Source organism: Neofamilia massiliensis (assembly GCF_001299475.1).
GTDB classification, from domain to species: Bacteria; Bacillota; Clostridia; order Tissierellales; family Peptoniphilaceae; genus Neofamilia; species Neofamilia massiliensis.
The window spans coordinates 641906-663976 of record NZ_CYUJ01000002.1; the positions used below are offsets into that span (position 1 = coordinate 641906).

Sequence of the window (22071 nt, forward strand, 5' to 3'; positions counted from 1 at the left end):
AAATAAAAGCCGATAGATTAAGTTAAGCTTTAATCACGGCTTTTTTTTTCTTTATCTAAAATAAATCTTAGCAAACAACTATAAATTTAGAATATTTTTAAATTATCTGATAAAATATCAAAGAGAAATATTTTTAATTTGAAAATATGGAGAAAAAATGATTAGAAAAAAAGGCGCAAACACTTTTAGAATAATAATAACTTTGCTATTACTAGGATTAATATTACTTGTAACTGATGCATTTATAAATAAAAAAACTTCTTCAAATGGAACAATATCAGACTTAGATAAAAAAGCTTTAGAAGAATTAAAACTAGTTTATGAAGTAGATAGCCAAAATGGCGATGGAAAGTTTTGGAAGAACTTTAAACTATCAGACCATTGTGTATTACTTATTAGCAAAGATAGCCACTATTCTTATTTAATTAACCCAGAAAAAGAACCTAGATCTATATTTGCAAGCAGGCTAAAAATTAATAAAGATAATAAGCTATATAAGGAGAAATTTAATGTATATAGAATTTCACGTCTCTATCCAAAACTTTGGCCTACAAAAATTTTTGTTGGAAACTTTAATACCATAGGAAAGACAACTAATGTTATGAAAAGTAAGGTCTATTATATAAAATTCGACTCTGATAATTTGAATAAAAAATATTCATCTAATCACTTAGTGACTTTTCTATATCATGAGGCCTTCCATTATTTTATGCAAAACAACTGGCCAGGTGGAGAAAGATTTACTGGCAATTTAGATAAAGATGATTTAGACCTACTAGAAGAAAAATTAAACTTATTAGATCAGGCAAAAGTTTTAATTAAAAATAAATCCAGGGACCAAAGTGAGCTAATAAAAGTTGGGGAAAAGATTCTTTCCATAGAAGAAAAGAGAAAAAAATTAAATTCAGATTATGTTGAAAAAGAAAATATGATGGAAACTGTTGAAGGTACTGCAACCTATATGGGCATTATGGCGTCTAAAGCAGTAGGCTATGACTTTGGGCCTATGTATTTTGATAATATTAAGGACGTCCCTTTCTCTGATGTACTGCCGACTTATAAAGAAGGAAAACTAGACCAAGATTTTTTAAGAGACAGACTTCCCTATGAAACAGGAGCCCAGATAACACTACTTTTAGATGAATTAGATCCAGAAAAAAATTGGCAGACTTATTTAAATAAACAAGATAAGGAAAATCCTAAAACACTTTTAGATGCCCTAAAAGAAATTTTGAAATAAATTTTCTAAATTGTATAATTAATATACTAAGAAAAATAGAAGGTGACCTATGATAGAAAAATTAAAAGTCCTATACGACAACAATAGAAATATTATAAGAATTATAAGGTATACATTTTTATCCTTTGTTCTTTTAATACTTACTTGGTTTTTTGACTATAAAAACACAGTTTTAAAATTGAATCTACCTAATATAATGTTACTGTCTCCAGAAGTTACATCATCTTTTTTATCCAACTTAACTGGAACATTTTTAACTGTATCAACTTTTACTTTTACTACAATTTTAACAGTTTTAAATAAATATTCTGATTCATTTACTCCAAGAATAGTCCAAGACTTTATAGACAAGCCAAATGTTCTAAGCCTTTTTGGAGTATTTATTGGTGGATTTTTTTATACAGTTCTTTCGCTATTTATGATCCAAAATATAGATAGCGACCTTCCACTAATATCTGGAACAATTGGAATATTTTATGCAGTTGCTGCAATGATATCCTTTATCCTCTTTGTAAAAAGGGTTTTAAAGGATATAAAAGTTGGCAATGTAATAGAAAACCTATATACAAATGCGGCTAATCTTATAGAAAAAGAATCTGAAAGAAGAAGACTAGCAGAAAGATTTTCTGTTGATAAGTGGGAAGCCTCATATAAAATTTATGCCAACAAGTCTGGATATCTATATACTATAAATGCAGGCCAGATGCTAAAAATTGTTGATGACTCCAAATACGAAATAATAATTAATAAAAGGATAGGCGACTATGTTCTAGACAATATGTACATTGGAGATTTAAATATTTCAGAAGAATTAGACAAAGACCAAGAAGAAAAAATACTAAAAAAAATATCAAACAATATTATTATCAATGTAAGAAAAAATGATACAAGAGACTATCATCATGAAATTACAAATATTGTAGAAATTGCTCTAAGAGCTCTTAGTCCAGGAATAAATGATCCAAATACAGCCTCAGAAGCTATTAATAAAATAGGGATCTTGCTTGGAAAATTATTTTCATCTAAAAACTTTTACCAAGTCTTAGAAGAAGATGAGTCTAGTAAAATAATATATAACAACTACTCAGCAAAAGAAGAACTAAGTTTGTCTTACAATCAAATTCTCCACTATGGAAAAGATGATCCTGAAGTAGCCAAGGCAATTTTATCAAGTATATTTATGATATACTATGTTTCAGACCAGTCAGTCCATGAAGAGATAGAAAAGTTTTTCATTTATTGCTACGAAGAATGTAAGAACGCTATGACAAGTGATGCCTATATAGACCAACTTGATCAAATCTACAAGAACTTTGACGAAAAACGTGACGACTCAATGGACAAAGATGCGGAAGAAAAGAAGGATGATAAGGAGATTTTAGATTTAAAAAGTATAGCTATAAAAACAATAAAAAGACAAGACTAATTAAAAATTTAACTTTAATGAAAGTTTGTTTTCACTAAATACAAATTAACTTTGTTTTATTTAAGAATATTAAAAATACCTAATAGCTATCAAGAAAGTTCAATGAAAAGAAACAATCATAGCTTTTAAAAGTTTGACATAAGCTATAAATTTTGCTAAAATATAATTTGATAAAAAAATGGAGGTAAAGTATTAAATGAAAAATTTATCAAAGAGAATATCTTTATTATTAGTTTTAGTTTTAGTTCTAACTGTATTCACAGCTTGTAACAAAAATAATGAAGAAGCTAATAAAGAAACTACACCAGTAGAAAATGCTACTGAAGAAAAAACAGAAGAAAAAACAGAAGAACCAGCTGAAGAAACAACTGAACCAGCAGAAACTGCTGAAACAGAACCTGTAGAAGTTGGCCCGATTGCAAAAATTGGTTTAGGTAACATTACTTCAACTACTTCATCAAATGATGCTGGCGAAAAACCAGCTAAGGCTCAAGCTGACGTAACAATTGCAGCTGTAGCTTTTGATGCAGATGGTAAAATTGTTGATGTAAAAATTGACGTTGCCCAAACAAGTGCAAACTTCTCAGAAGACAACATGACAGTTGACATGGATGCTGCTGACTTTAGAACAAAAATGGAAAAAGGTCCAGATTATGATATGCTAAAGGCTTCTCCAATAGAAAAAGAATTTGATGAACAAATTCTAGGCCTACAAGAATATTTAATTGGAAAAACTGCTGAAGAAGTTGTAGGAATTCCTACAAAAGAAAAAGATGAAGGTCATCCAGCAGTTCCAGATGTAGCTGAACTTGAAACAGTATGTACAATAAACATTTCTGATTTCCAATATGCAGTTAAAGAAGCTTGGGACAATGCTGTTGATGCTAACGGCGCAACAAAACTTGGCCTAGGTATTTTCACTGACGGCAAGGGAACTGACGGAAAAGATGACAAGGGTGCTAAGGCTCAATTTAACACTTATATGTGTGCTCTAGGTCTTGATGACGAAGGTAAAATCGTTGCTAACTATGTAGACACAGTTCAAGCAAAAGTTCAAGTTGCTCTAGATGGAACTGTAGAAACATCTGAAGACGTTCTATCTAAGAAAGAACTTAAAGATGACTACAACATGAGAGATCATTCTGAAATTGGTAGAGAATGGTTTGAACAAATGGAAGACTTCCAAGCCTTTACTATTGGAAAGACTGTAGAAGAAGTTCAAAACATCCCAGTTAAAGAAAGAGATGAAAACCACAAAAACGTTCCAGACCTTCCAGAACTAGAATCTACTGTAACTATTACTGTAGAAGGTTACCAAAAGGTAATGGGTCTTGCTAACGACAATGCTAACAAATAAGATTTAGCAAAATAAAATTTATTCAAATAGCCTTTTAGATTTTCTAAGAGGCTATTTTTTATTAGAAATATTTTTCACAAATTAAAAGATGGGTATAGGTCAAATAATAAGATAAGTTAAAGAACAACTAAGGAGGTTTATATGGATACAAAAGAAATATATGAAAAAACGAAAAGTGTCTCTAAGATAAATCTGTGGAATATGTTTATGACCGCCCTTATCTTTTTCTTAGGTATAGAATTTATTAATTTTATTTTAGATAAAATTTTACCTACAGAAAGTTATGCAAACTCTATTGAAGTATATCTGCAAGTTCCAAAATCTATTTTTAATGATGTTAGCTATGTAGAATTTGCCTTTGGCAAACCTCTTACTTATGGTTTAACTAAAAATATCATTATTGGTATTTTGACTACAATGAGTTTTATGGCTTTAATAATGGCGATTTTAGACTTTGTTAAAGATTTTAATTCTAATGGAGACAGTGACTTTACCATAACTTTATTTACAGATAACTTAAAGGCCTACAAAGTAGAAATATTTCTTACTGCCTTAGTTTTTACAGGAATTTCTTCCCTAGTATCGTTAGTTCCTTATGTAGGATTTATAATAGAAATTATTTTAAAGATAATATTATTCTTCGTAGCTTTTATAATTAAGGAAAATAATATTAGAAATCCCTTTAAATTAATTGTGGAGTCTTTTAAAAGGACGAGAGGTTATAAGTTTGATTTATTTAAACTAATGTTAAAATTTATTGTCCCAATCTTGCTAGTAGTTCTTTTGTTGGTCTTAGCTGGTTTTTTAAATGTTCATTACTCCTCAATCTTTACAGGAATATTTTTAATTATCTTAACCCTTGTATCTATTAGAGCATATTTACTTACAAATATAGCCTTTGCCTTAGCCTATGAAGATCTAAGAAGCTATGAGGATTTTAAAAATAATTTTGGCAGAGGGGAAGATCCTTATTTAGATGAGGTTGATACAAGAAAAAATCTTGAAGCAGATAATGAAAACTATTAATAAATAATAAAGGAGAATCAAATGTCATATTCAGAAAATATTAGAAAAACTCTAAGGCTATTTATGAGAAATCTTGGAACAATTTTATTGGTCTATTTAATTTTAACTCTAATAGGCTTTATCACAGCTAGCACATTAAATATTTCTTTTGGCTTTAATATTTTAGACAAAAGTAATATTCAATCAATGGCTAAAGATCTTGCAAATGATAGCTCAACTAAATCTTTTTTCTATACTCTTCTTCAAGGGACTCTGTCTCTTAGTATTTTAGGAACCAATCAAATTGGTCTTTTAAATTTACTTAGAGGTGGAGGATATTCTATAAATGGCCTAGTAGAAATTTTTAAAAACAATTACAAAGACATTTTGCTAGTGGCCTTTTTAATAACTTTTATTTCAAAACTTGTAGGTCTTATTCCTATACTTGGTGGAATTGTAGCGATTATTGCCTCTTTAGCTTTTTGTTTTTCCTTTTTCTTAATTTATGACTTTAAGGCCAAGGGACCAGACAGTTACCTTAAAGGATCAGCTAATATTACTAATGGCCACAAGCTTAGACTTTTTATTTTAAATATAATTTATGGCTTTGTTCCTATAGTTCTTGGAGCAGTTTTAGTAATAACAAGTATTATTTCAAAAAGCTTGTCTTTAGGTATTGGTGGAGTTATTGTTTCAATCTTACTTCTAACTTTAACATCACTACTATCAACTATAGGCCAAAGTGTTTATTATGATGAACTAATAAAAGAAAAAGATCCAACAGCCCTATAAAGAAAAAAGCCCTGGGAAGAAAACCTAGGGCTTATTTTTTTCTTAAGTTTTTAAAAAAGTCGCTGAGAATTTTTGAACACTGGTCTTCTAAAAGCCCAAAGACAACAGGAAAGGAGTGGTTAAAGCTAGGAAGATTTGAAAGATTAAGGGCAGATCCACAAGATCCCATGCGAGGATCCCTTGTTCCAACATAAAGTTTTCTAATTCTAGAATTTAACATGTAGCCTGCACACATGGGACAGGGCTCTAGGGTTACATAGACATCGCAGTCTTCTAACCACCAAGATCCTAAAGTCTCACAAGCTTGACTTAGGGCTATGACTTCGGCGTGGTAGAGGGAATTATTTTTTTCTATTTTTTTATTGTAGCCTGATCCAATAACTTTGCCATCTTTAACGACAACACAGCCTATGGGAACTTCATTATTTTTATAGGCCTTTTCTGCTTCCTTTAAAGCCAAAGCCATAAATTTTTCTTCCATTTATATCCACCTCAAATTTTATTATTAATGACAAAATTTTCTTTCAAAAGACTTTTTTTATAAGTATAATTATGGTATCATATTTTTAGCTAAAAAAGAGAGAATTTTCAAGAAAATAAGATAAAATTTCTTGCAAGTTTTATCTTTCTATGCTATACTAAATTAGATAGAAATAAAGCCATAGGGTTTAGAGGCCCTTTTTTTATTGAGTGAATTAAAGACTAAATAAAAGATTTTATTTCTCAAAACTTTCAATTAAAATCTATTTATAGGAGGTGCCAAATGGCTGATAGAGTAACTCTAGCTTGCCAAGAGTGCAAGAACAGAAACTATGTAACTTATAAGAATAAGAAGAACACTACTGAAAGACTTGAGTTGAAAAAATATTGCAAGTTCTGCAAGACTCACACAAGTCACAAAGAAACTAAATAGGACAGGAGGGAATTAAGTGACTGAAAAAGTTAACAAAGAAGGCCGCATGAAAAGATACTTTAAGGGAGTAAGAACTGAACTTAAAAAAGTAATCTGGCCAAGTAAATCAGAACTATTAAAATATTCCGCTCTTGTTTTAGTTTTAAGTATTATATCTGCTCTATTTATATACTTATTCGACTTTATTATTCACAAGCTTTTAGGCTTAATAATAGGATAATACGAGGGGATAGTTTTGACAGAAATTATTAATGAAAGAAAAGACAGAGACCCAAGAGCAAGATGGTATGTAGTCCACACCTATTCTGGTCATGAGAACAAGGTTAAGACAACTATGGAGCTTATGGTTAAAAACCAAGGCATGGAAGACCTTGTACAAGAAATAGAAGTTCCAACTGAAGAACTAGTAGAAACTAAAGATGGAGTTGAAAAGGTAAAGGAAACAAAACTTTATCCTAGCTATGTTCTTGTTAAAATGATTATGACTGACGAGTCTTGGTACCTAGTTAGAAATACTAGGGGAGTTACAGGATTTTTAGGACCTGCATCAAACCCTATACCCCTAACTAAGGAAGAAGAAAAGGCCCTAGGTGTTAAAGAAGTTAGAAGAATTGACTACGACTACCATGTTGGCGATTCTGTTAAGATTATTGACGGACCTTTTGAAAATTTCTTGGGAGAAATTGAAAGTATTAATAAGGACAAGGAAGAAGTTACGGTTTTCATATCTATGTTTAATAGGGAAACCAAATTAGATCTTGGTTTTGACCAAGTAGAAAAAGTTCAGTAATATCGCGATTTAGCGTTATTATATAGAAAGTGGGAGGGAAAGACCCGCTAAATACCACAAAGGAGGAATTTTTATGGCAAAGAAAGTCATAGCTATAGTAAAATTACAAATACCTGCAGGAAAAGCTACACCAGCACCTCCAGTAGGAACTGCACTAGGACCTCACGGGGTTAACATTATGGAGTTCACCAAGTCTTTTAACTCAAAGACTGCTGACCAAGCTGGAATGATTATTCCAGTTGAAATGACAATATATGCTGACAGAACTTTTGATTACATTACAAAAGTATCTCCAATGGCAATGCTTATTAAAAAGGAATTAAACCTACAAGCAGCATCAGGTGAACCAAACAAGAAAAAGGTTGGTAAATTAACCTTAGACCAAGTGAGAAAAATTGCAGAAACTAAAATGCCTGATTTAAATGCTGGATCAGTTGAAGCCGCTATGGAAATGGTTAAGGGCACAGCTAGAAGCATGGGCGTTACAGTAGAGGAATAGTGGGAGGATTTATCCGCTAAAACCACAAGGAGGTTATTTATATGGCAAAAAGAGGAAAAAAATATTTAGAAAGCGCAAAGCTTTTTGATAAAACAACTAATTACCAGCCAGCAGAAGCTTTTGATTTAGTTACAAAAACTGCAAAAGCAAACTTTGATGAATCAGTTGAGCTAGCAGTTCGTCTAGGAGTAGACCCAAGACATGCTGACCAACAAGTTAGAGGTACAGTAGTACTTCCAAATGGTACTGGTAAAGACGTTAGAGTGTTAGTTATCACTAAGGGCGACAAGATCAAAGAAGCTGAAGAAGCTGGAGCAGATTTTGTTGGTAGTGAAGAAATGGTTGAAAAAATTCAAACTCAAAACTGGTTTGACTTTGATGTAATCATTACTACACCAGATATGATGGGTCAAGTTGGTAGAATCGGTAGGATCTTAGGACCTAAGGGATTAATGCCTAACCCAAAAAGTGGAACAGTAACTTTTGACGTTGCAGACGCTGTTAAAGAAATTAAAGCTGGTAAAGTAGAATACAGGGTAGACAAACAAGCTATCATCAATGTTGCTATTGGTAAGGCATCATTTGGACCAGAAAAATTAAAAGAAAACTTTGATGTAATTATGGATGCTATAGTAAAGGCGAAACCAGCTGCATCTAAGGGTAGATACCTAAAGAGCGTAACTGTTTCAACTACTATGGGACCTGGTATCAAAGTTAATACTTCAGATTTTTAATTGAAAGTTGTTGACAGAAATAAATTTAAGTAGTAAAATAGTCTAGAAATTGAATAAATTTTGCCGTAGACAGTAGGTGGGCCCAGCCCTTAATTTCCTACCGAGGTCAGATGATTATATATTATTAGTCTCTCCTTACGTTTACGGTGAGACTATTTTTTATGGAGGTGAAAGAGTGAAAGACAGTGTTTTAAAACAAAAACAAGCTGTTGTAGCTGAGATTGAAGATAAAATTAAAAACTCTAAGTCTTTAGTAGTTGTTGACTATAGAGGCCTATCAGTTGCTGATGTAACTGAACTAAGAAGCCAATTTAGAGAAAACAACGTTGACTATAAGGTATACAAAAATACTTTATCTAGAAGAGCATTTGAAAATCTTGGATATACAGACATTTTAGAACACTTAACAGGACCAAATGCAATTGCATTTTCTATGGATGATGCAACTACTTCTGCAAAGGTAACATCAAAGTTTGCAGAAACTAACAACAAGTTAGAAATTAAAGTTGGTATGTTAGGTGATGATGTTTTAGACGTGGCTGAAATCTCTAAACTAGCGAAGATACCTTCAAGAGAAGTTCTCATCGGAAAATTAGTAGGAAGCTTAAATGCTCCAATTTCTAATTTTGTAAATGTAACTCAACAATTAATAAATACACCAATGAGAAATCTTATTCATGTAGCAGAAACGCTAGCTGAGAGAAAGAGCGCAGAATCTGCAGAATAATTGCAGAAAAATAAAAATTAATTTAAGAAAAATTTATGGAGGATTAAATAATGAATATTGAACAAATTATTGAGACTATTGATGGTCTAACAGTTGTAGAATTAAACGAATTAGTAGAAGCACTTCAAGAAAAATACGGAGTATCAGCAGCACCAGTTATGATGGCTGGAGCAGCAGCAGCTGGTGGAGAAGCAGCACCTGCAGCAGAAGCTGAAAAAGATTCTTATGATGTAGTATTAGCTGAAGTTGGCGGAGAAAAAATTGCTGTAATTAAAGTAGTAAGAGAAGTTACTGGCCTAGGACTAAAAGACGCTAAGTCTCTAGTAGACGAAGCTCCAAAACCAGTTAAAGAAGGCGCTAGCAAAGACGAAGCTAACGAAATCAAAGAAAAACTTGAAGCAGCAGGAGCTAAAGTTGAATTAAAGTAAAAAATAATTTTTAAAAGTGCCAGTGATGGCACTTTTTTTATGTCTATATTTTTGTTTCAAAAATATTTAAATAGTAAGAAGTACAAATAAAAACACTATTTTAAAAATAAATGAAATGCTTTTAGAAAAACACAAAAACTTGGATAAAATTTCTATTAAAGTATTTAAAATTTCTATTTTTACTAGTATAATGAAATTGGTAAATCTTACAGTTAATAACTGTACATAAACATTCATTATTTTACTAAAAAGAGGAGCGAAAATGTTAGGCAAAAAAATTAGACTTTTAAGAAAAAATCAAAATTTAAAACTAAATGACATAGCTGAAAAGTCAGGTTTGTCAGTATCTTATATTTCTCAATTAGAAAGAGACCTAGTTGAACCTAGTTTATCATCATTAAAAAAAATAGCCGTTGCATTAAATACGCCGATTTATTTATTAATTGACGATACAGAAAATGAAAATATCATCATGAGAAAAGAAGAAAGACCTAAGATGAGTTTTGAAAATTCTGATACTAGCTATGAAATAGTTTCTACAACTGTTAACAACATAAACTTTTCCCCAAAGATGATGATGGTTGAATTTATTATTCCAGGAAATGGAGAAGACTCTGGAGACTATGTCAGCCACAGGGCAGAAGAAATTATTATGTTAGAAGTAGGGGAGTTAGAAGTAACCTATGGAGATACTGTCTATGATCTAAAGGCAGGAGACTCAATTTATATTCAAGAAAATATTCCCCATAGAATTGTAAACAAAGGCGACCAAGTTGCCAAGGGTTACTATGTAGTAAGTCCACCTCATATTCCAAAAACTGAATAGACTTATCTTTTAATTTTCTTAGGATTTACTATTGATGGAGGAAATTTTACTTTGAACGTCAAGTTAAAAAAAGTATTTAACCTGATAGTTTTCTTTTTTGGATTATCAATTATTTTATTAAACTTTTTTCCTAGGCTAGAGACAATTGCCTTTAGGGCCTACTTTGCCATGGGAATGATCTTTTTAAGATTTTTATTAAAGCTTGCAAAGGATGAAGAGAAAAATATTTTCGACTACATCCTTTCTTTAGGCAGCCTAATAGTTTTTTCGTATATTATTTATTTTTTTCCAAGTATTGTAAAATCAGGTGGAATCTTATCTAAAATAGACTTTTTCTTTGGATTTTTAGCTGTGGCTTTAATTATTCTAGCTGGCTTCAAGTCGTCGAAAAACTTACTTATTTTAGTTTTTATTTTTATTTTATACGCATTTTTTGGAAAATATATGCCTATGGCCTTGAGTCATTCTGGCTTTAGTCTAGAAAGACTTATTAACCATACTGTTTGGGGTAGCCAGGGAATTTTTGGAATCACTATTGGTGTTTGTGCTTCCTATATTTTTTTGTTTATAATTTTTGGAGAATTTTTAAATAAGTCTGGCCTGTCTGCCTTTATTAACGATCTTTCCTTGGCTTTAATTGGCCACAAACCAGGAGGACCTGCTAAGGTTTCTATTATTGCCAGTGCCTTACTTGGAATGATAAATGGATCTGCAGTAGCAAATGTTGCAACAACTGGCATGATTACCATTCCCCTTATGAAAAAAACTGGTTATAAGGGAGAATTTGCCGCTGCTGTTGAGGCATCAGCTTCTACTGGAGGCCAATTTTGTCCACCAATTATGGGAGCAGTTGGCTTTGTAATGGCTGAATACTTGGCGATTTCTTATTCAAGGGTTATGCTTGCGGCTATTATTCCAGCTCTATTCTTTTATTTTGGACTTTTAGTTGCAGTTCACCAAAGAGCAAAACTTAGAAATCTTAAGGGCCTAGATAGAGAAGACCTGCCTAAAGTAAATGAAGTTTTAAGAGAAAGAGGATATTTGTCTCTACCAATAATTTTAGTTGTAGTTTTAATTATCCTAGGCTATTCGCCAATTTATGCAGCAATGTTTGCAATTTTAGCTACAATTTTAGTTTCCCAATTTAATAAAGATGATAAAATTGGACCTAAAGAGTTTTTTGAAGTTATTGTTAAGGCGACAAAGGGAACAGTAAATATTTCTATTTCTTGCTTACTTATTGGAATAATTATTGGCATTGTTTCACTAACAGCCTTGGGCCTAAATTTTGGAAACTTAATTATGTCTATTTCAGCCTTTAATAATCTCTTACTAGCAGGAATTTTGACTATGATTATGTCTACGATTTTAGGTATGGGAATTCCTGGAGTTGCTGCTTATGTAATTGTCTCATCTGTTGCAGCGCCGATTTTAATAAATATGGGGGCCTTGCCAATAGTTGCTCACATGTTTTGCTTAATTTATGCCTGCCTGTCTAATATTACTCCGCCAGTTGCCATTTCGTCTTATGTTGCAGCTGGAATTTCTGGATCAGATGAATTTAAAACTTCTATTGAAGCTGTAAAAATTTCTCTGACAGGTTTTATTTTTCCATTTTTCTTTTTGTTAAATCCTGAGCTTCTCTTAGGGGCAGTAGAATTTTCTCCCCTTAGTTTTTTAAGGATATTTATAAGTGGAATTTTTGGAGTTTTTAATATTGCCTGTGCCTCACAAAGGTATTTAGTAAATAGACTTAGCAGGATTGAATCTATAATACTATTTGTCTTAGGACTTTTATTAGTTGACCCAGGGACCTATACAGACCTTGTAGCCCTTGGAGTTTTTATAATTATTTTATTAAAAAATAGGAGAGAAGAAAGAGTTTATGAAAAAATCTAAAAAAATTTTATTTTTGTGTTTAGCCATGAGTTTTATGATTTTAACTGCTTGTTTATCTAGTGCTGACACAACCTTTATTAACATACCGACAGCATCTACAACAGGCGCCCTTTATCCCTTTGGAAATTCCCTAGCTAAACTTTGGACAGACAAACTTCCAAACATTAAGGCCAATGTCCAAGCCTCAAATGGAGGCATAGACAATCTAAACTTACTTGAAAAAAAGGAAGCCAATGTTTCTATGGCAGTTGTTTCAAATGTCTACCAGGCTTATAATGGACTAGAAAAATTTGAAGACAGGGCCAATAAAAAGATCAGAATCATTGCTGGCCTTTACTATAATCCCAACCAAGTTGTGGTGACAAAAAAATCTAATATCAATAATCTAGCCGATATAAAAGGCAAGACCTTTGCTCCAGGAATAGCAGGATCTACAACAGAAGAAGAGTCTTCAGTTCATTTAAAAAGTGCAGGCCTTACTTATCCTGATGACATTAAAGTCCAATACGTAGGTTTTACTGAAGCCATTGACCTAATGAGAAACAAACAAACTGACGGAGCTTGGATTATGGCAGGGGCACCAACTTCTGCAGTAACTGAAATGCTAAAGACAACTGATAGTAAGATACTAGAAATTCCAAATGACTTTATAGAAGAGCTAAAAAAAGATTATCCTTGGTATTCATCTTATACTCTAAAGGCTGGAGTCTATGATGAACTAGAAGAAGACATAAATACTTCAGCTATAAAAATGGTTATGTTTACAGATGAAGATATGGACGAAGAAACTATTTATCAGCTAACAAAAACTTTTTGGGAAAACTTAGATAGCTTAAAAGAAAATCACAGTTTTTTAAAGGACTTGACTCTTGAAAATAGTCTTGAAGATATAGCAGACCTTCCACTCCACGATGGAGCTTTTAGATACTATAAAGAACAAGGACTTATAAAATAGGAGGAATCATGGACCAAGAAAAGAAACCACTAAATGTTCTAAGTGAAAAATCCATTAAAGACCTGAGACAAATTGCCCAGTTTCTTGGTTTAGATGTAAAAGAAAAAATGACCAAGTCAGACTTAATAGATTTAATTTCTACAAAAAATTTAAATGCAGACATTAAGGGAACTGAAGAAGGAGTCTTTGAAGGAGTAAACCTAGATTCTTTAAAATTAGTCGACCTAAGAGAAGTAGCTGAGAAATTAGGCATTGAGGCCCCTTATAAGTATAGGAAAAAAGAACTAAGAGAAGAAATTGATAAAGTCCTTAAAGAGCAAATTAAACTTGAAAATCTATCTCTAGTAGAACTAAGAGACTTAGCTAAAGAAAAAAATATTGAAGACTATTACAAGTACAAAAAGCCAGACCTTCTACGCCTTATAAAAAGCAAGCAAGGCCAAGATGATGACCCAGTTGAAAGTACTGATGACCTTGACTATGAAGATGAAAATGACCAAGTAGAAATCCTAGGACCAAGGCCAACTATAAATGCAGACATAGACACTGAAGACCTTTCAGACAATGCTACAGACTTGTTGGAATCAATGGACGACTTTAATTACGTTTCAGGAATTTTAGAAGTCTTAGTTGATGGCTATGGATTTTTAAGAAGAGACAACTACCTAAGCTCTGACGGAGATGTCTATGTATCTCCATCTCAAATTAGAAAGTTTAGACTAAAAACTGGCGACAAGGTAGTAGGTGTAACTAAACCACCATCAAATTCAGAAAAGTTTAATGCAATAATTTATATAAAGTCAGTAAACGACAGGGACCCAAAATACATTTCTAGAAGGCCATCCTTTGACGATCTTACTCCAATTTATCCAAAGGAAAGATTGACCTTAGAAGCAGGGAAAAATCCACTGGCACTGAGAATGCTAGACCTGCTTTCTCCAATAGGCAAGGGCCAAAGGGGACTAATTGTTTCCCAGCCTAAGTCAGGAAAGACAACTCTTTTAAAAATGATTGCAAAATCTATAGAAGAAAAATATCCAGATAGTCATTTAATTGTCTTACTTATAGACGAAAGACCAGAAGAAGTTACAGACATGCAAAGGTCAGTAGCAGGTGAAGTTGTCTATTCAACCTTTGACGAACAGGCTAAGAACCACATAAAGGTTGCAGAAATGGTAATTGAAAGGGCAAAAAGATTGGTAGAATCTAAGGAAGATGTTATAATCTTATTAGACTCTATAACTCGTCTGGCTAGAGCCTACAACCTAGTGACTCCACCATCTGGCAAAACCCTATCTGGAGGACTAGATCCACTTTCTCTCTATAAGCCAAAGAAATTCTTTGGGGCAGCTAGAAATATTGAAGAAGGCGGATCACTTACAATTTTAGCTACTGCCTTAGTAGAGACAGGATCTAGGATGGATGATATAATATACGAGGAGTTTAAGGGAACAGGCAACATGGAAGTTCACTTGGACAGAAAGCTTTCTGAAAAGAGAATTTTCCCAGCAATTGATATTTATAAGTCTGGAACTAGAAAAGAAGAGTTATTATTAAATGAAGACGAATACAAACTGGCAACATCTATAAGAAGGATCATGGGAGAACTTTCAACAGCAGATGTTACAGAAAGTATTTTAAAACTTATGGACGAAACTGCCAGCAATAGTGAGTTTATGACAATGGCAGAAAAGACTAATATTTTTATTTAAGTAGATGAAAGAAAATAGGAGGAAATAAAATGGAAAATGTAAGAGTTAGATTTGCACCAAGTCCAACAGGCTATTTGCACATTGGAGGACTTAGGACAGCCCTATATAATTATTTGTTTGCAAAAAAACATGGCGGTCAATTTATCCTTAGAATTGAAGACACAGACCAAACTAGGTTTGTAGAAGGAGCCATAGAAAATTTAATTAATTCTCTTCACTGGGCAGGCATTGACTATGATGAAGGAGTTATAGTTGACGATAAGGGCCATGTCAGCCAAAAAGGAGACCGCGGTCCCTACATCCAATCTCAAAGACTTGATATCTATAAAAAATATGTAGATGAACTTATAGAAAACGGCTATGCCTACTACTGTTTCTGTAACAAGGAAAGACTAGACGACCTTAGAGAAATGCAAAGGGCAGAGGGAAAAATTCCAAAATACGACGGCCTATGCAGGGGAGTTAGCCTTGAAGATGCTAAAAAGAGAATAGCAGCTGGCGAAGAATATGTAGTAAGACTAAAAATGCCAAAGAACAAAAACCTAGAATTTGATGACCTAGTAAGGGGCCACATTTCTATAAATTCAGATGACGTTGATGACCAAGTTTTACTAAAATCAGATGGCTATCCAACCTATCATCTTGCAGTAGTTGTAGACGACCACCTAATGGGAATTACCCACATTGTTCGTGGAGAAGAATGGATTTCATCAACTCCAAAACACGTCTACCTATACGAAGCCTTTGGTTGGGAAAAACCAACTTTTGTTCATCTTCCAACAGTTTTAAATGACCAAAGAAAGAAACTTTCAAAAAGAGAAGGAGACGTTTCAGTAGAAGACTTTAAAAAATCAGGCTATTTGCCACAAGGGCTAGTAAACTATTTGGCCTTAGTTGGTTGGTCACCAGCAGACAACAGAGAAATCTTTAGCCTCAAAGAAATGGAAGAAGTCTTTGACTTTGACAGAGTTTCAAATGCTGGCGGAATTTTTGATAGGAACAAATTAGATTGGGTTAACGCCCACTATATGAAAGAATTATCTGGAGATGAAATTTACGACCTAGCAAAACCATATATTTTAGAAGCAGGCCTAATGGACGAAGACTATTACAAAAACCACAAGGACTGGATAATTTTCTTATTTCAAATTATCCAAGACTCTGTTTCTAACCTAAAAGAAATTCCAGCAGCCATTAGCTTTGCCTTTGAAGATGCACCAGACCTTGGCGAGGAAGAAAAAGAAATTCTAAAAGGAGAAACAGTTCCTAAACTTCTTCAAGCCTTAGAAGACAAGGTATCATCAATTGAAGATTTCACTTTTGAAGAAGCCAAGGGCCTAATGAAAGCCATTCAAAAAGAAACTGGCATTAAAGGCAAAAACTTATACATGCCAACGAGAATAGTTTTAACAGGAGTCCAACACGGACCAGAACTTGCAAATATTTTATATCTCTTTGGCAAGGACAAAATTTTACAAAGAATTGCCAGGTTTAAATAACTGGTAGGCTAAAATTTAGCTAAAATGGTACTTTATTAAAGACCAAAATATGATATCCTCTTTATAGATATAAGGAGGATATTTTTTTTATGAGAGAAAGTACAAGTAAACTAACAACACAAAAAATTGCCATCTACGGAATGATGATGGCTTTAACTACAGTTGCAACTATGGTAATTTCTATTCCATCAATAGCAACCAAGGGATATATTAATTTAGGAGACGCTCTTGTTATTTTATCAGGCCTAGTCTTAGGACCAGCTGGTGGTTTTATAATAGGAGGTCTTGGATCAGCTCTTGCAGATATACTTTTAGGCTATGCTTATTATGCGCCATTTACCTTTGTTATTAAAGGCTGTGAAGGACTAATAGTTGCTTTATTATTTAGACAAGCCTTTAAAAGAAAAATGTCAATCGCTCCAGCAGCAGTAGGTGGAATTTTTATGGCCCTAGGATATTTTGTCGTTGAAATATTTATGTACGATTTTCCAGCGGCAGTAGCTTCACTTCCTGGAAATATTTTTCAAGGCTTAGTTGGAGCAGGACTTGCTACAATTTTGTACAATGCCCTAGGAGAAAAAATATTTAACAAATAATTTTTTTAACAATATAGGACTTATAAGGGTTACGCGAATACAAAAAAACTTTCGCGTAACTTTTTTTATTTTTGCTGTTGTACTTTTAAGCTTACTATGATATAGTAGGTATTGCGAAAATAACTGTGACTAAAACACAATATATAGTGGAGGTATGAAAAGTGCAAGTTAGAAAAAGAAACGGCAATTTAGTAGAATTTGAAGGGGAAAAAATTGTAATAGCCATAGAAAAGGCCATGGCAGAAACAGAAGCAGGCGTAGACTCAGCAGTTTCTAAAGAGATTGCAGAAAAAATTCAAGAAGATTATAAAAACGAAGCAGAACTTGGCATAGAAAAAATTCAAGACGCAGTCGAACTTGAGCTAATGAAGTTTCGCCCAGACGTTGCCAAGAAATATATTATCTACAGGCAAGAAAGGGAAAAACTAAGAAGAGAAGGCTGGGAAATGACTGACCTTCAAAGGGACATCTATGAAAAGAAATATAGATACAACAACGAATCCTTTGAAGAATTTTTAGACAGGGTGTCAGGCGGCGACGAAGCCATAAAAAAAGCAATTAAAGACAAGAAATTTATGCCAGCAGGAAGAATCCTAGCAGGTAGAGGCCTTGCCCTTAGAGGAAAAAAAGTTACTCTTTCTAATTGTTATGTAATGCCAAAGGTAGGCGACTCAATAGAAGAAATTTACGACACTGCAAAATACCTAGCTAGAACTTATTCATACGGCGGAGGAGTTGGCCTAAACATTTCTAAACTTAGACCAAGAGGAGCTAAGGTTAACAACGCAGCTTCAACAACAACTGGAGCAGTTTCCTTTATGGACCTGTTTTCTATGACAACTTCTCTAATAGGAATGAAGGGCAGACGTGGGGCCCTAATGTTAAACATGGACTGCTCCCATCCAGACCTAGAAGAATTTATAGCAGTAAAGTCAGACCTATCAAAGGTAACATCAGCAAACATTTCAGTTAATGTTGACGATGAGTTTATGCAAGCAGTTGTAAATGATGAAGTTTACACTCAAAAATTTACTGTAGAAGCAACTGGAGAAAAAATAGAAAAAAGAGTTAATGCCAGAAATCTTTTTAGAGATCTAGCTTTAAACAATTGGAGAATGGCAGAGCCAGGCATCCTTTATTGGGACAACATAAAAGCTTGGCACCTAATGAGCGAAGACCCAGGTTTTGAATACGCAGGAGTAAACCCTTGTGCAGAAGAACCACTTCCAGCCTTTGGATCATGTAACCTATCTTCAATAAACCTAGGGGAATTTGTAATCCATCCATTTACAAAATACGCCAGATTTGAATTTGAAAAATTTGCAGAAATGGTAAGAAGTGGAGTAATTTATCTAAACGGAGTTTTAGATGAAAATATGAACCTCCATCCACTAAAACAACAAAGAGAAGTTTGTAATGATCTTAGACAAATTGGTCTTGGAATAATGGGACTAGCAGACACCTTTATAAAAATGGGCATAGAATATGGATCAGACGAATCAATATCCCTAATAAACCAAATAGGCAGACTTTTAATAAACGAAGCCTTGAGACAATCAGCCCTACTTGCAAAAGAAGACGGACCATTCCCAGCCTATAAAGAAGAATATGTTCTAAAGAGTCCATTTATCCTTCACAATGCAGACGAAGACGTTCTAGAACTAATAAAAGAACACGGACTTAGAAACTCACAACTTCTAACAATAGCACCAACAGGATCAATATCAACTCTAATAGGTTGTTCAAATGGAGTAGAGCCACTTTTCCAAATTGCCTACACTAGAAAGACAGAATCAATCCACGGAGTAGACACCTATTACAAGGTATATTCAGATATAGTAAGAAGATATATGAACGCCAACGACATAGGAAACGAAGAAGACTTGCCAGACTTTATAATAACAGCAGACAAACTTGACTATAAGAGAAGAATAAAAGTCCAAGCAGCCTTCCAACAATTTATAGACGCTTCCATTTCATCAACAGTAAATGTTCCAAACGAATTTACAGTTGACCAAGTAGAAGATTTATATATCCACGCTTGGGAAAATAATTTAAAGGGAATAACAATTTATAGAGACGGCTGTGAAAGATCAGGAATTCTAACAACAGACTCAACAAAGAGAAATAGAATCGAAGAACTTCAAGAAGAATTAAATAGAGAAATAGCCAAAGAACTAGAAGAAAACCCAGATGTATGTCCAATGTGCGGCGGCCCAATGAACCACTCAGGTGGCTGTTCAGAATGCCAAGACTGTGGCTACAGCCCTTGTGCAGTATAAAAATATAAAATTAGACCTTAGAGCATATAATTGCTTAAGGTCTTTTTTGTCAATATTATAGACAAATTAAATGCATTTAAAATTTTCTTTTAAAAAGTTGGTGAAATTTTTTATATGAATTTACTTGCCATTGAAAAATAGATTTTTTACTTATATAATATACTTAGAAAACAATCGAAATAGATTTAAAAAGGAGTATTTAATGACTATAAAATTTGAAAATCTTTATAAGTCTTATGATGACGTGGAAATTCTTCATGGCATTTCTTTTGTAGTTGAACCTGGAAAACCAATGGCCTTTTTAGGTAGAAATGGAGCAGGAAAGACTACAACTATTAGAGGCTTTATGGATGTATTTAAATTTGATTCAGGTGAGGTTCTCATAGACGGTAAGCCCTTTAAGGTTTCTGATTATAAAATTGGATATCTACCAGAAGAACGTGGCCTTTATCAAAAGCATAAGATCTTAGACCAGCTAATTTATTTTTCTAAGCTTAGAGGCATTGATGAAAAATCTGCAAAGAAAAATATCTTAGACCTTTTAGAAAAAGTCGGCCTAGAAAAGTACGCCAACAAAAAATTAGAAACCCTGTCTAAGGGCAACCAACAAAAAGTTCAAATTGTCCAAGCCCTTATGAACGAGCCTGATTTAATTATTTTAGATGAGCCGTTTTCTGGCCTAGACCCAGTTAATTCTAAAATTTTAAGAGACTTAGTCAATGATTTTTCTAAGGCTGGCAAGTATTTAATTTTCTCTTCCCACCAAATGGGTTATGTAGAGGAAATGTGCGACGACCTAACTATTATAAAAGATGGGTCTATTGTCATCTCTGATAAAATAAAAAGTATTAAAAAAGAAATGGGCAAGGGCAGGATTTTCTTAGAAGCAGAAAATATGCCAGGTCATGAATTAGAACTTTATTTAAAGTCTCAAATGCCTGACTTTGAATATTTGAAAAAAGATAGCGGCCTAATAATAGACTTACAGGGATCAAAGAAAGAAGACTTTTTACAAAATCTTTTAGACATCCAAGTTCATATAAAGACCTTTGGAGCCTACGAGCCTTCAGTTTATGATATTTTTATTGCCCTAGCAGGAGGTGGCCAAGATGAATAAAAGTCTAACTGTATTTTTATACGAGCTAAAGGCAGGATTAAGGACCAAGTCTTTTATAATAACCCTTATCTTTATTATTGTAGGCTTGATAATCGGGTCTCTAGTTTTAAACTTTTTTATAACTAAGGAAGGTGGACCAAACTTGGGAGCTTTTGGGTCAGAAGAAGGAGACCAAAAAGATATTGGTGTTTTATTAATTGACTCTAGCTTGACTCATGCGGACTTAGAAAAAATTTTTCCAGCTTATAAGATTAACAAGGTAAAAGATGCAAGTGACTTAGAAACAAGTTTGCAAAATGAAGACCTAGATTTAGGCCTAATAATAAAAAACGACAGAGACTTAGAGCTGGTTTATAATATTGCTCCAGCCTTTCCAACTGATTCTTATGCCATTGAAGAAGGCCTAAAGACTTATTTTGTAGACAAGGACTTGGAAGCCTATGGAATAAATCTAAAAAAAGTTCAAGAGTTAAAGGACTCTTATAAAATATCAACTAGTTTAAGATCCTTAAAGGGCAACAACACCGCCACAGTTCCTATTACAATTATTATTTCTGTAATTTTGTATATGCTAATTATTATAAACGGCCAAATGGCTGCTATGAATGTTGCTAGAGAGAAAAATGACAGGACCATGGAGCTTTTAATTACATCGACAAAGCCTAGCCACCTAATTAATGGCAAGGTCTTTGCATCCTTTGTCTTGTCTCTAATTATTCTTCTGGCTGTTGGCCTTGGAACTTTTGCTGGATATTTAATTAATAAGGAAGTCATAGGAGATTTTCTTTCTAATATGTCCTTTACTATTGATCCTATGATTATTGTAATAGCCCTCTTGTATTTTGTTTTAGGCTATATAATGTATCTATATATTTACGCGGCCTTAGGAGCTACAGTTTCATCTACAGAAGAACTTAGTACAGCTGTTGCACCAATTGCAATGATAGTTGTCTTTGTATATTTTGGAACAATTTTTGCCTTGTCAAATTCTGATCCTAACAATGTGCTATTAAAGGTTTTAAGCTTTGTCCCATTTTCTTCAATGTTTACCATGCATGCAAGATACGCCCTTACTCAAGTTCCTATGGTTGAAGTGGCCATATCCTTTGGCATCTTACTTGTGACAACTATAATTTTATCTTTGCTTTCTGTAAGACTTTATAGGTCAGCTTCACTAAATTATGGAAACAGAAGTAAACTTACAAGGGCTTTAAGAAGGGCCTTTAAGAAAAAATAAACAAAAAAAATCCTGTTAGAAATTATATCTAACAGGA

Annotated in this window: 22 protein-coding genes and 1 other annotated feature; of the genes, 21 read left to right on the plus strand and 1 reads right to left on the minus strand. The window is 33.3% G+C overall.

Annotated elements, in window-relative coordinates; all coding sequences use genetic code 11:
• The first annotated feature begins 157 nt into the window (after window positions 1-157).
• From BN2667_RS03090 to BN2667_RS03110, 5 genes are all read left to right on the plus strand, one after another.
• Entirely contained in the window at window positions 158-1240 is a 1083-nt protein-coding gene (locus BN2667_RS03090; protein ID WP_054251857.1) for a hypothetical protein, read from the plus strand.
• Window positions 1241-1289: 49 nt separating this feature from the next.
• Window positions 1290-2666, plus strand: coding sequence for a DUF2254 domain-containing protein (locus BN2667_RS03095; RefSeq protein ID WP_054251858.1), 1377 nt, complete (start codon window positions 1290-1292; stop codon window positions 2664-2666).
• 196 nt (window positions 2667-2862) lie between these two features.
• Window positions 2863-4023 (plus strand): hypothetical protein, encoded by a 1161-nt coding sequence (locus BN2667_RS03100; RefSeq protein ID WP_054251859.1) that lies wholly within the window; start codon window positions 2863-2865, stop codon window positions 4021-4023.
• Window positions 4024-4164: 141 nt separating this feature from the next.
• Entirely contained in the window at window positions 4165-5049 is an 885-nt protein-coding gene (locus tag BN2667_RS03105; RefSeq protein ID WP_054251860.1) for a hypothetical protein, read from the plus strand.
• 21 nt (window positions 5050-5070) lie between these two features.
• Window positions 5071-5820 (plus strand): hypothetical protein, encoded by a 750-nt coding sequence (locus BN2667_RS03110; RefSeq protein WP_054251861.1) that lies wholly within the window; start codon window positions 5071-5073, stop codon window positions 5818-5820.
• A 31-nt stretch (window positions 5821-5851) separates the two neighbouring features.
• On the opposite strand, the gene BN2667_RS03115 is transcribed toward BN2667_RS03110, so the two are convergent.
• Entirely contained in the window at window positions 5852-6301 is a 450-nt protein-coding gene (locus BN2667_RS03115) for a nucleoside deaminase (protein WP_054251862.1), read from the minus strand.
• Window positions 6302-6583: 282 nt separating this feature from the next.
• Here BN2667_RS03115 and rpmG point away from each other — a divergent pair, with 282 nt between their 5' ends.
• From rpmG to BN2667_RS03195, 16 genes are all read left to right on the plus strand, one after another.
• Window positions 6584-6733 (plus strand): 50S ribosomal protein L33, encoded by a 150-nt coding sequence (gene rpmG / locus BN2667_RS03120; RefSeq protein WP_054251863.1) that lies wholly within the window; start codon window positions 6584-6586, stop codon window positions 6731-6733.
• 16 nt (window positions 6734-6749) lie between these two features.
• Window positions 6750-6953 carry a preprotein translocase subunit SecE gene (gene secE, locus BN2667_RS03125; protein ID WP_054251864.1) on the plus strand — a complete coding sequence of 68 codons (204 nt, stop codon included), beginning with the start codon at window positions 6750-6752 and terminating at the stop codon, window positions 6951-6953.
• Between the two features lie 15 nt (window positions 6954-6968).
• Window positions 6969-7523, plus strand: coding sequence for a transcription termination/antitermination protein NusG (gene nusG, locus BN2667_RS03130; protein ID WP_075967862.1), 555 nt, complete (start codon window positions 6969-6971; stop codon window positions 7521-7523).
• A 73-nt stretch (window positions 7524-7596) separates the two neighbouring features.
• Window positions 7597-8022: a 50S ribosomal protein L11 gene (rplK, locus tag BN2667_RS03135; protein ID WP_054251865.1), complete on the plus strand. Its 426-nt coding sequence runs from the start codon at window positions 7597-7599 to the stop codon at window positions 8020-8022.
• A gap of 41 nt (window positions 8023-8063) precedes the next feature.
• Complete coding sequence (gene rplA, locus BN2667_RS03140; protein WP_054251866.1) at window positions 8064-8756, plus strand: 50S ribosomal protein L1; 693 nt, start codon at window positions 8064-8066, stop codon at window positions 8754-8756.
• Window positions 8757-8801: 45 nt separating this feature from the next.
• Window positions 8802-8925: a sequence feature (ribosomal protein L10 leader region), on the plus strand.
• Between the two features lie 6 nt (window positions 8926-8931).
• Window positions 8932-9483: a 50S ribosomal protein L10 gene (rplJ, locus tag BN2667_RS03145; RefSeq protein ID WP_054251867.1), complete on the plus strand. Its 552-nt coding sequence runs from the start codon at window positions 8932-8934 to the stop codon at window positions 9481-9483.
• 50 nt (window positions 9484-9533) lie between these two features.
• Window positions 9534-9911, plus strand: a complete 378-nt coding sequence (rplL, locus tag BN2667_RS03150; protein WP_054251868.1) for a 50S ribosomal protein L7/L12 — start codon at window positions 9534-9536, stop codon at window positions 9909-9911.
• 262 nt (window positions 9912-10173) lie between these two features.
• Window positions 10174-10737 (plus strand): helix-turn-helix domain-containing protein, encoded by a 564-nt coding sequence (locus BN2667_RS03155; protein WP_054251869.1) that lies wholly within the window; start codon window positions 10174-10176, stop codon window positions 10735-10737.
• A 51-nt stretch (window positions 10738-10788) separates the two neighbouring features.
• A complete protein-coding gene (locus BN2667_RS03160; protein ID WP_054251870.1) occupies window positions 10789-12636 on the plus strand; it encodes a TRAP transporter permease in 1848 nt (615 codons plus the stop codon).
• A complete protein-coding gene (locus BN2667_RS03165) occupies window positions 12623-13591 on the plus strand; it encodes a TAXI family TRAP transporter solute-binding subunit (RefSeq protein ID WP_054251871.1) in 969 nt (322 codons plus the stop codon). The genes BN2667_RS03160 and BN2667_RS03165 overlap by 14 nt, the downstream gene beginning before the upstream one ends.
• An 8-nt stretch (window positions 13592-13599) precedes the next feature.
• Complete coding sequence (gene rho, locus BN2667_RS03170; protein ID WP_054251872.1) at window positions 13600-15303, plus strand: transcription termination factor Rho; 1704 nt, start codon at window positions 13600-13602, stop codon at window positions 15301-15303.
• Between the two features lie 29 nt (window positions 15304-15332).
• Window positions 15333-16802 (plus strand): glutamate--tRNA ligase, encoded by a 1470-nt coding sequence (gene gltX, locus BN2667_RS03175; RefSeq protein ID WP_054251873.1) that lies wholly within the window; start codon window positions 15333-15335, stop codon window positions 16800-16802.
• 89 nt (window positions 16803-16891) lie between these two features.
• Window positions 16892-17398, plus strand: coding sequence for an ECF transporter S component (locus BN2667_RS03180; protein WP_054251874.1), 507 nt, complete (start codon window positions 16892-16894; stop codon window positions 17396-17398).
• Window positions 17399-17559: 161 nt separating this feature from the next.
• Window positions 17560-19680 carry an adenosylcobalamin-dependent ribonucleoside-diphosphate reductase gene (locus BN2667_RS03185; RefSeq protein WP_054251875.1) on the plus strand — a complete coding sequence of 707 codons (2121 nt, stop codon included), beginning with the start codon at window positions 17560-17562 and terminating at the stop codon, window positions 19678-19680.
• A 202-nt stretch (window positions 19681-19882) separates the two neighbouring features.
• Complete coding sequence (locus tag BN2667_RS03190) at window positions 19883-20797, plus strand: ABC transporter ATP-binding protein (protein WP_054251876.1); 915 nt, start codon at window positions 19883-19885, stop codon at window positions 20795-20797.
• On the plus strand, window positions 20790-22034 hold the full coding sequence (locus tag BN2667_RS03195) for an ABC transporter permease (protein ID WP_054251877.1): 1245 nt from the start codon (window positions 20790-20792) through the stop codon (window positions 22032-22034). The genes BN2667_RS03190 and BN2667_RS03195 overlap by 8 nt, the downstream gene beginning before the upstream one ends.
• The last annotated feature ends 37 nt before the right edge of the window (window positions 22035-22071 follow it).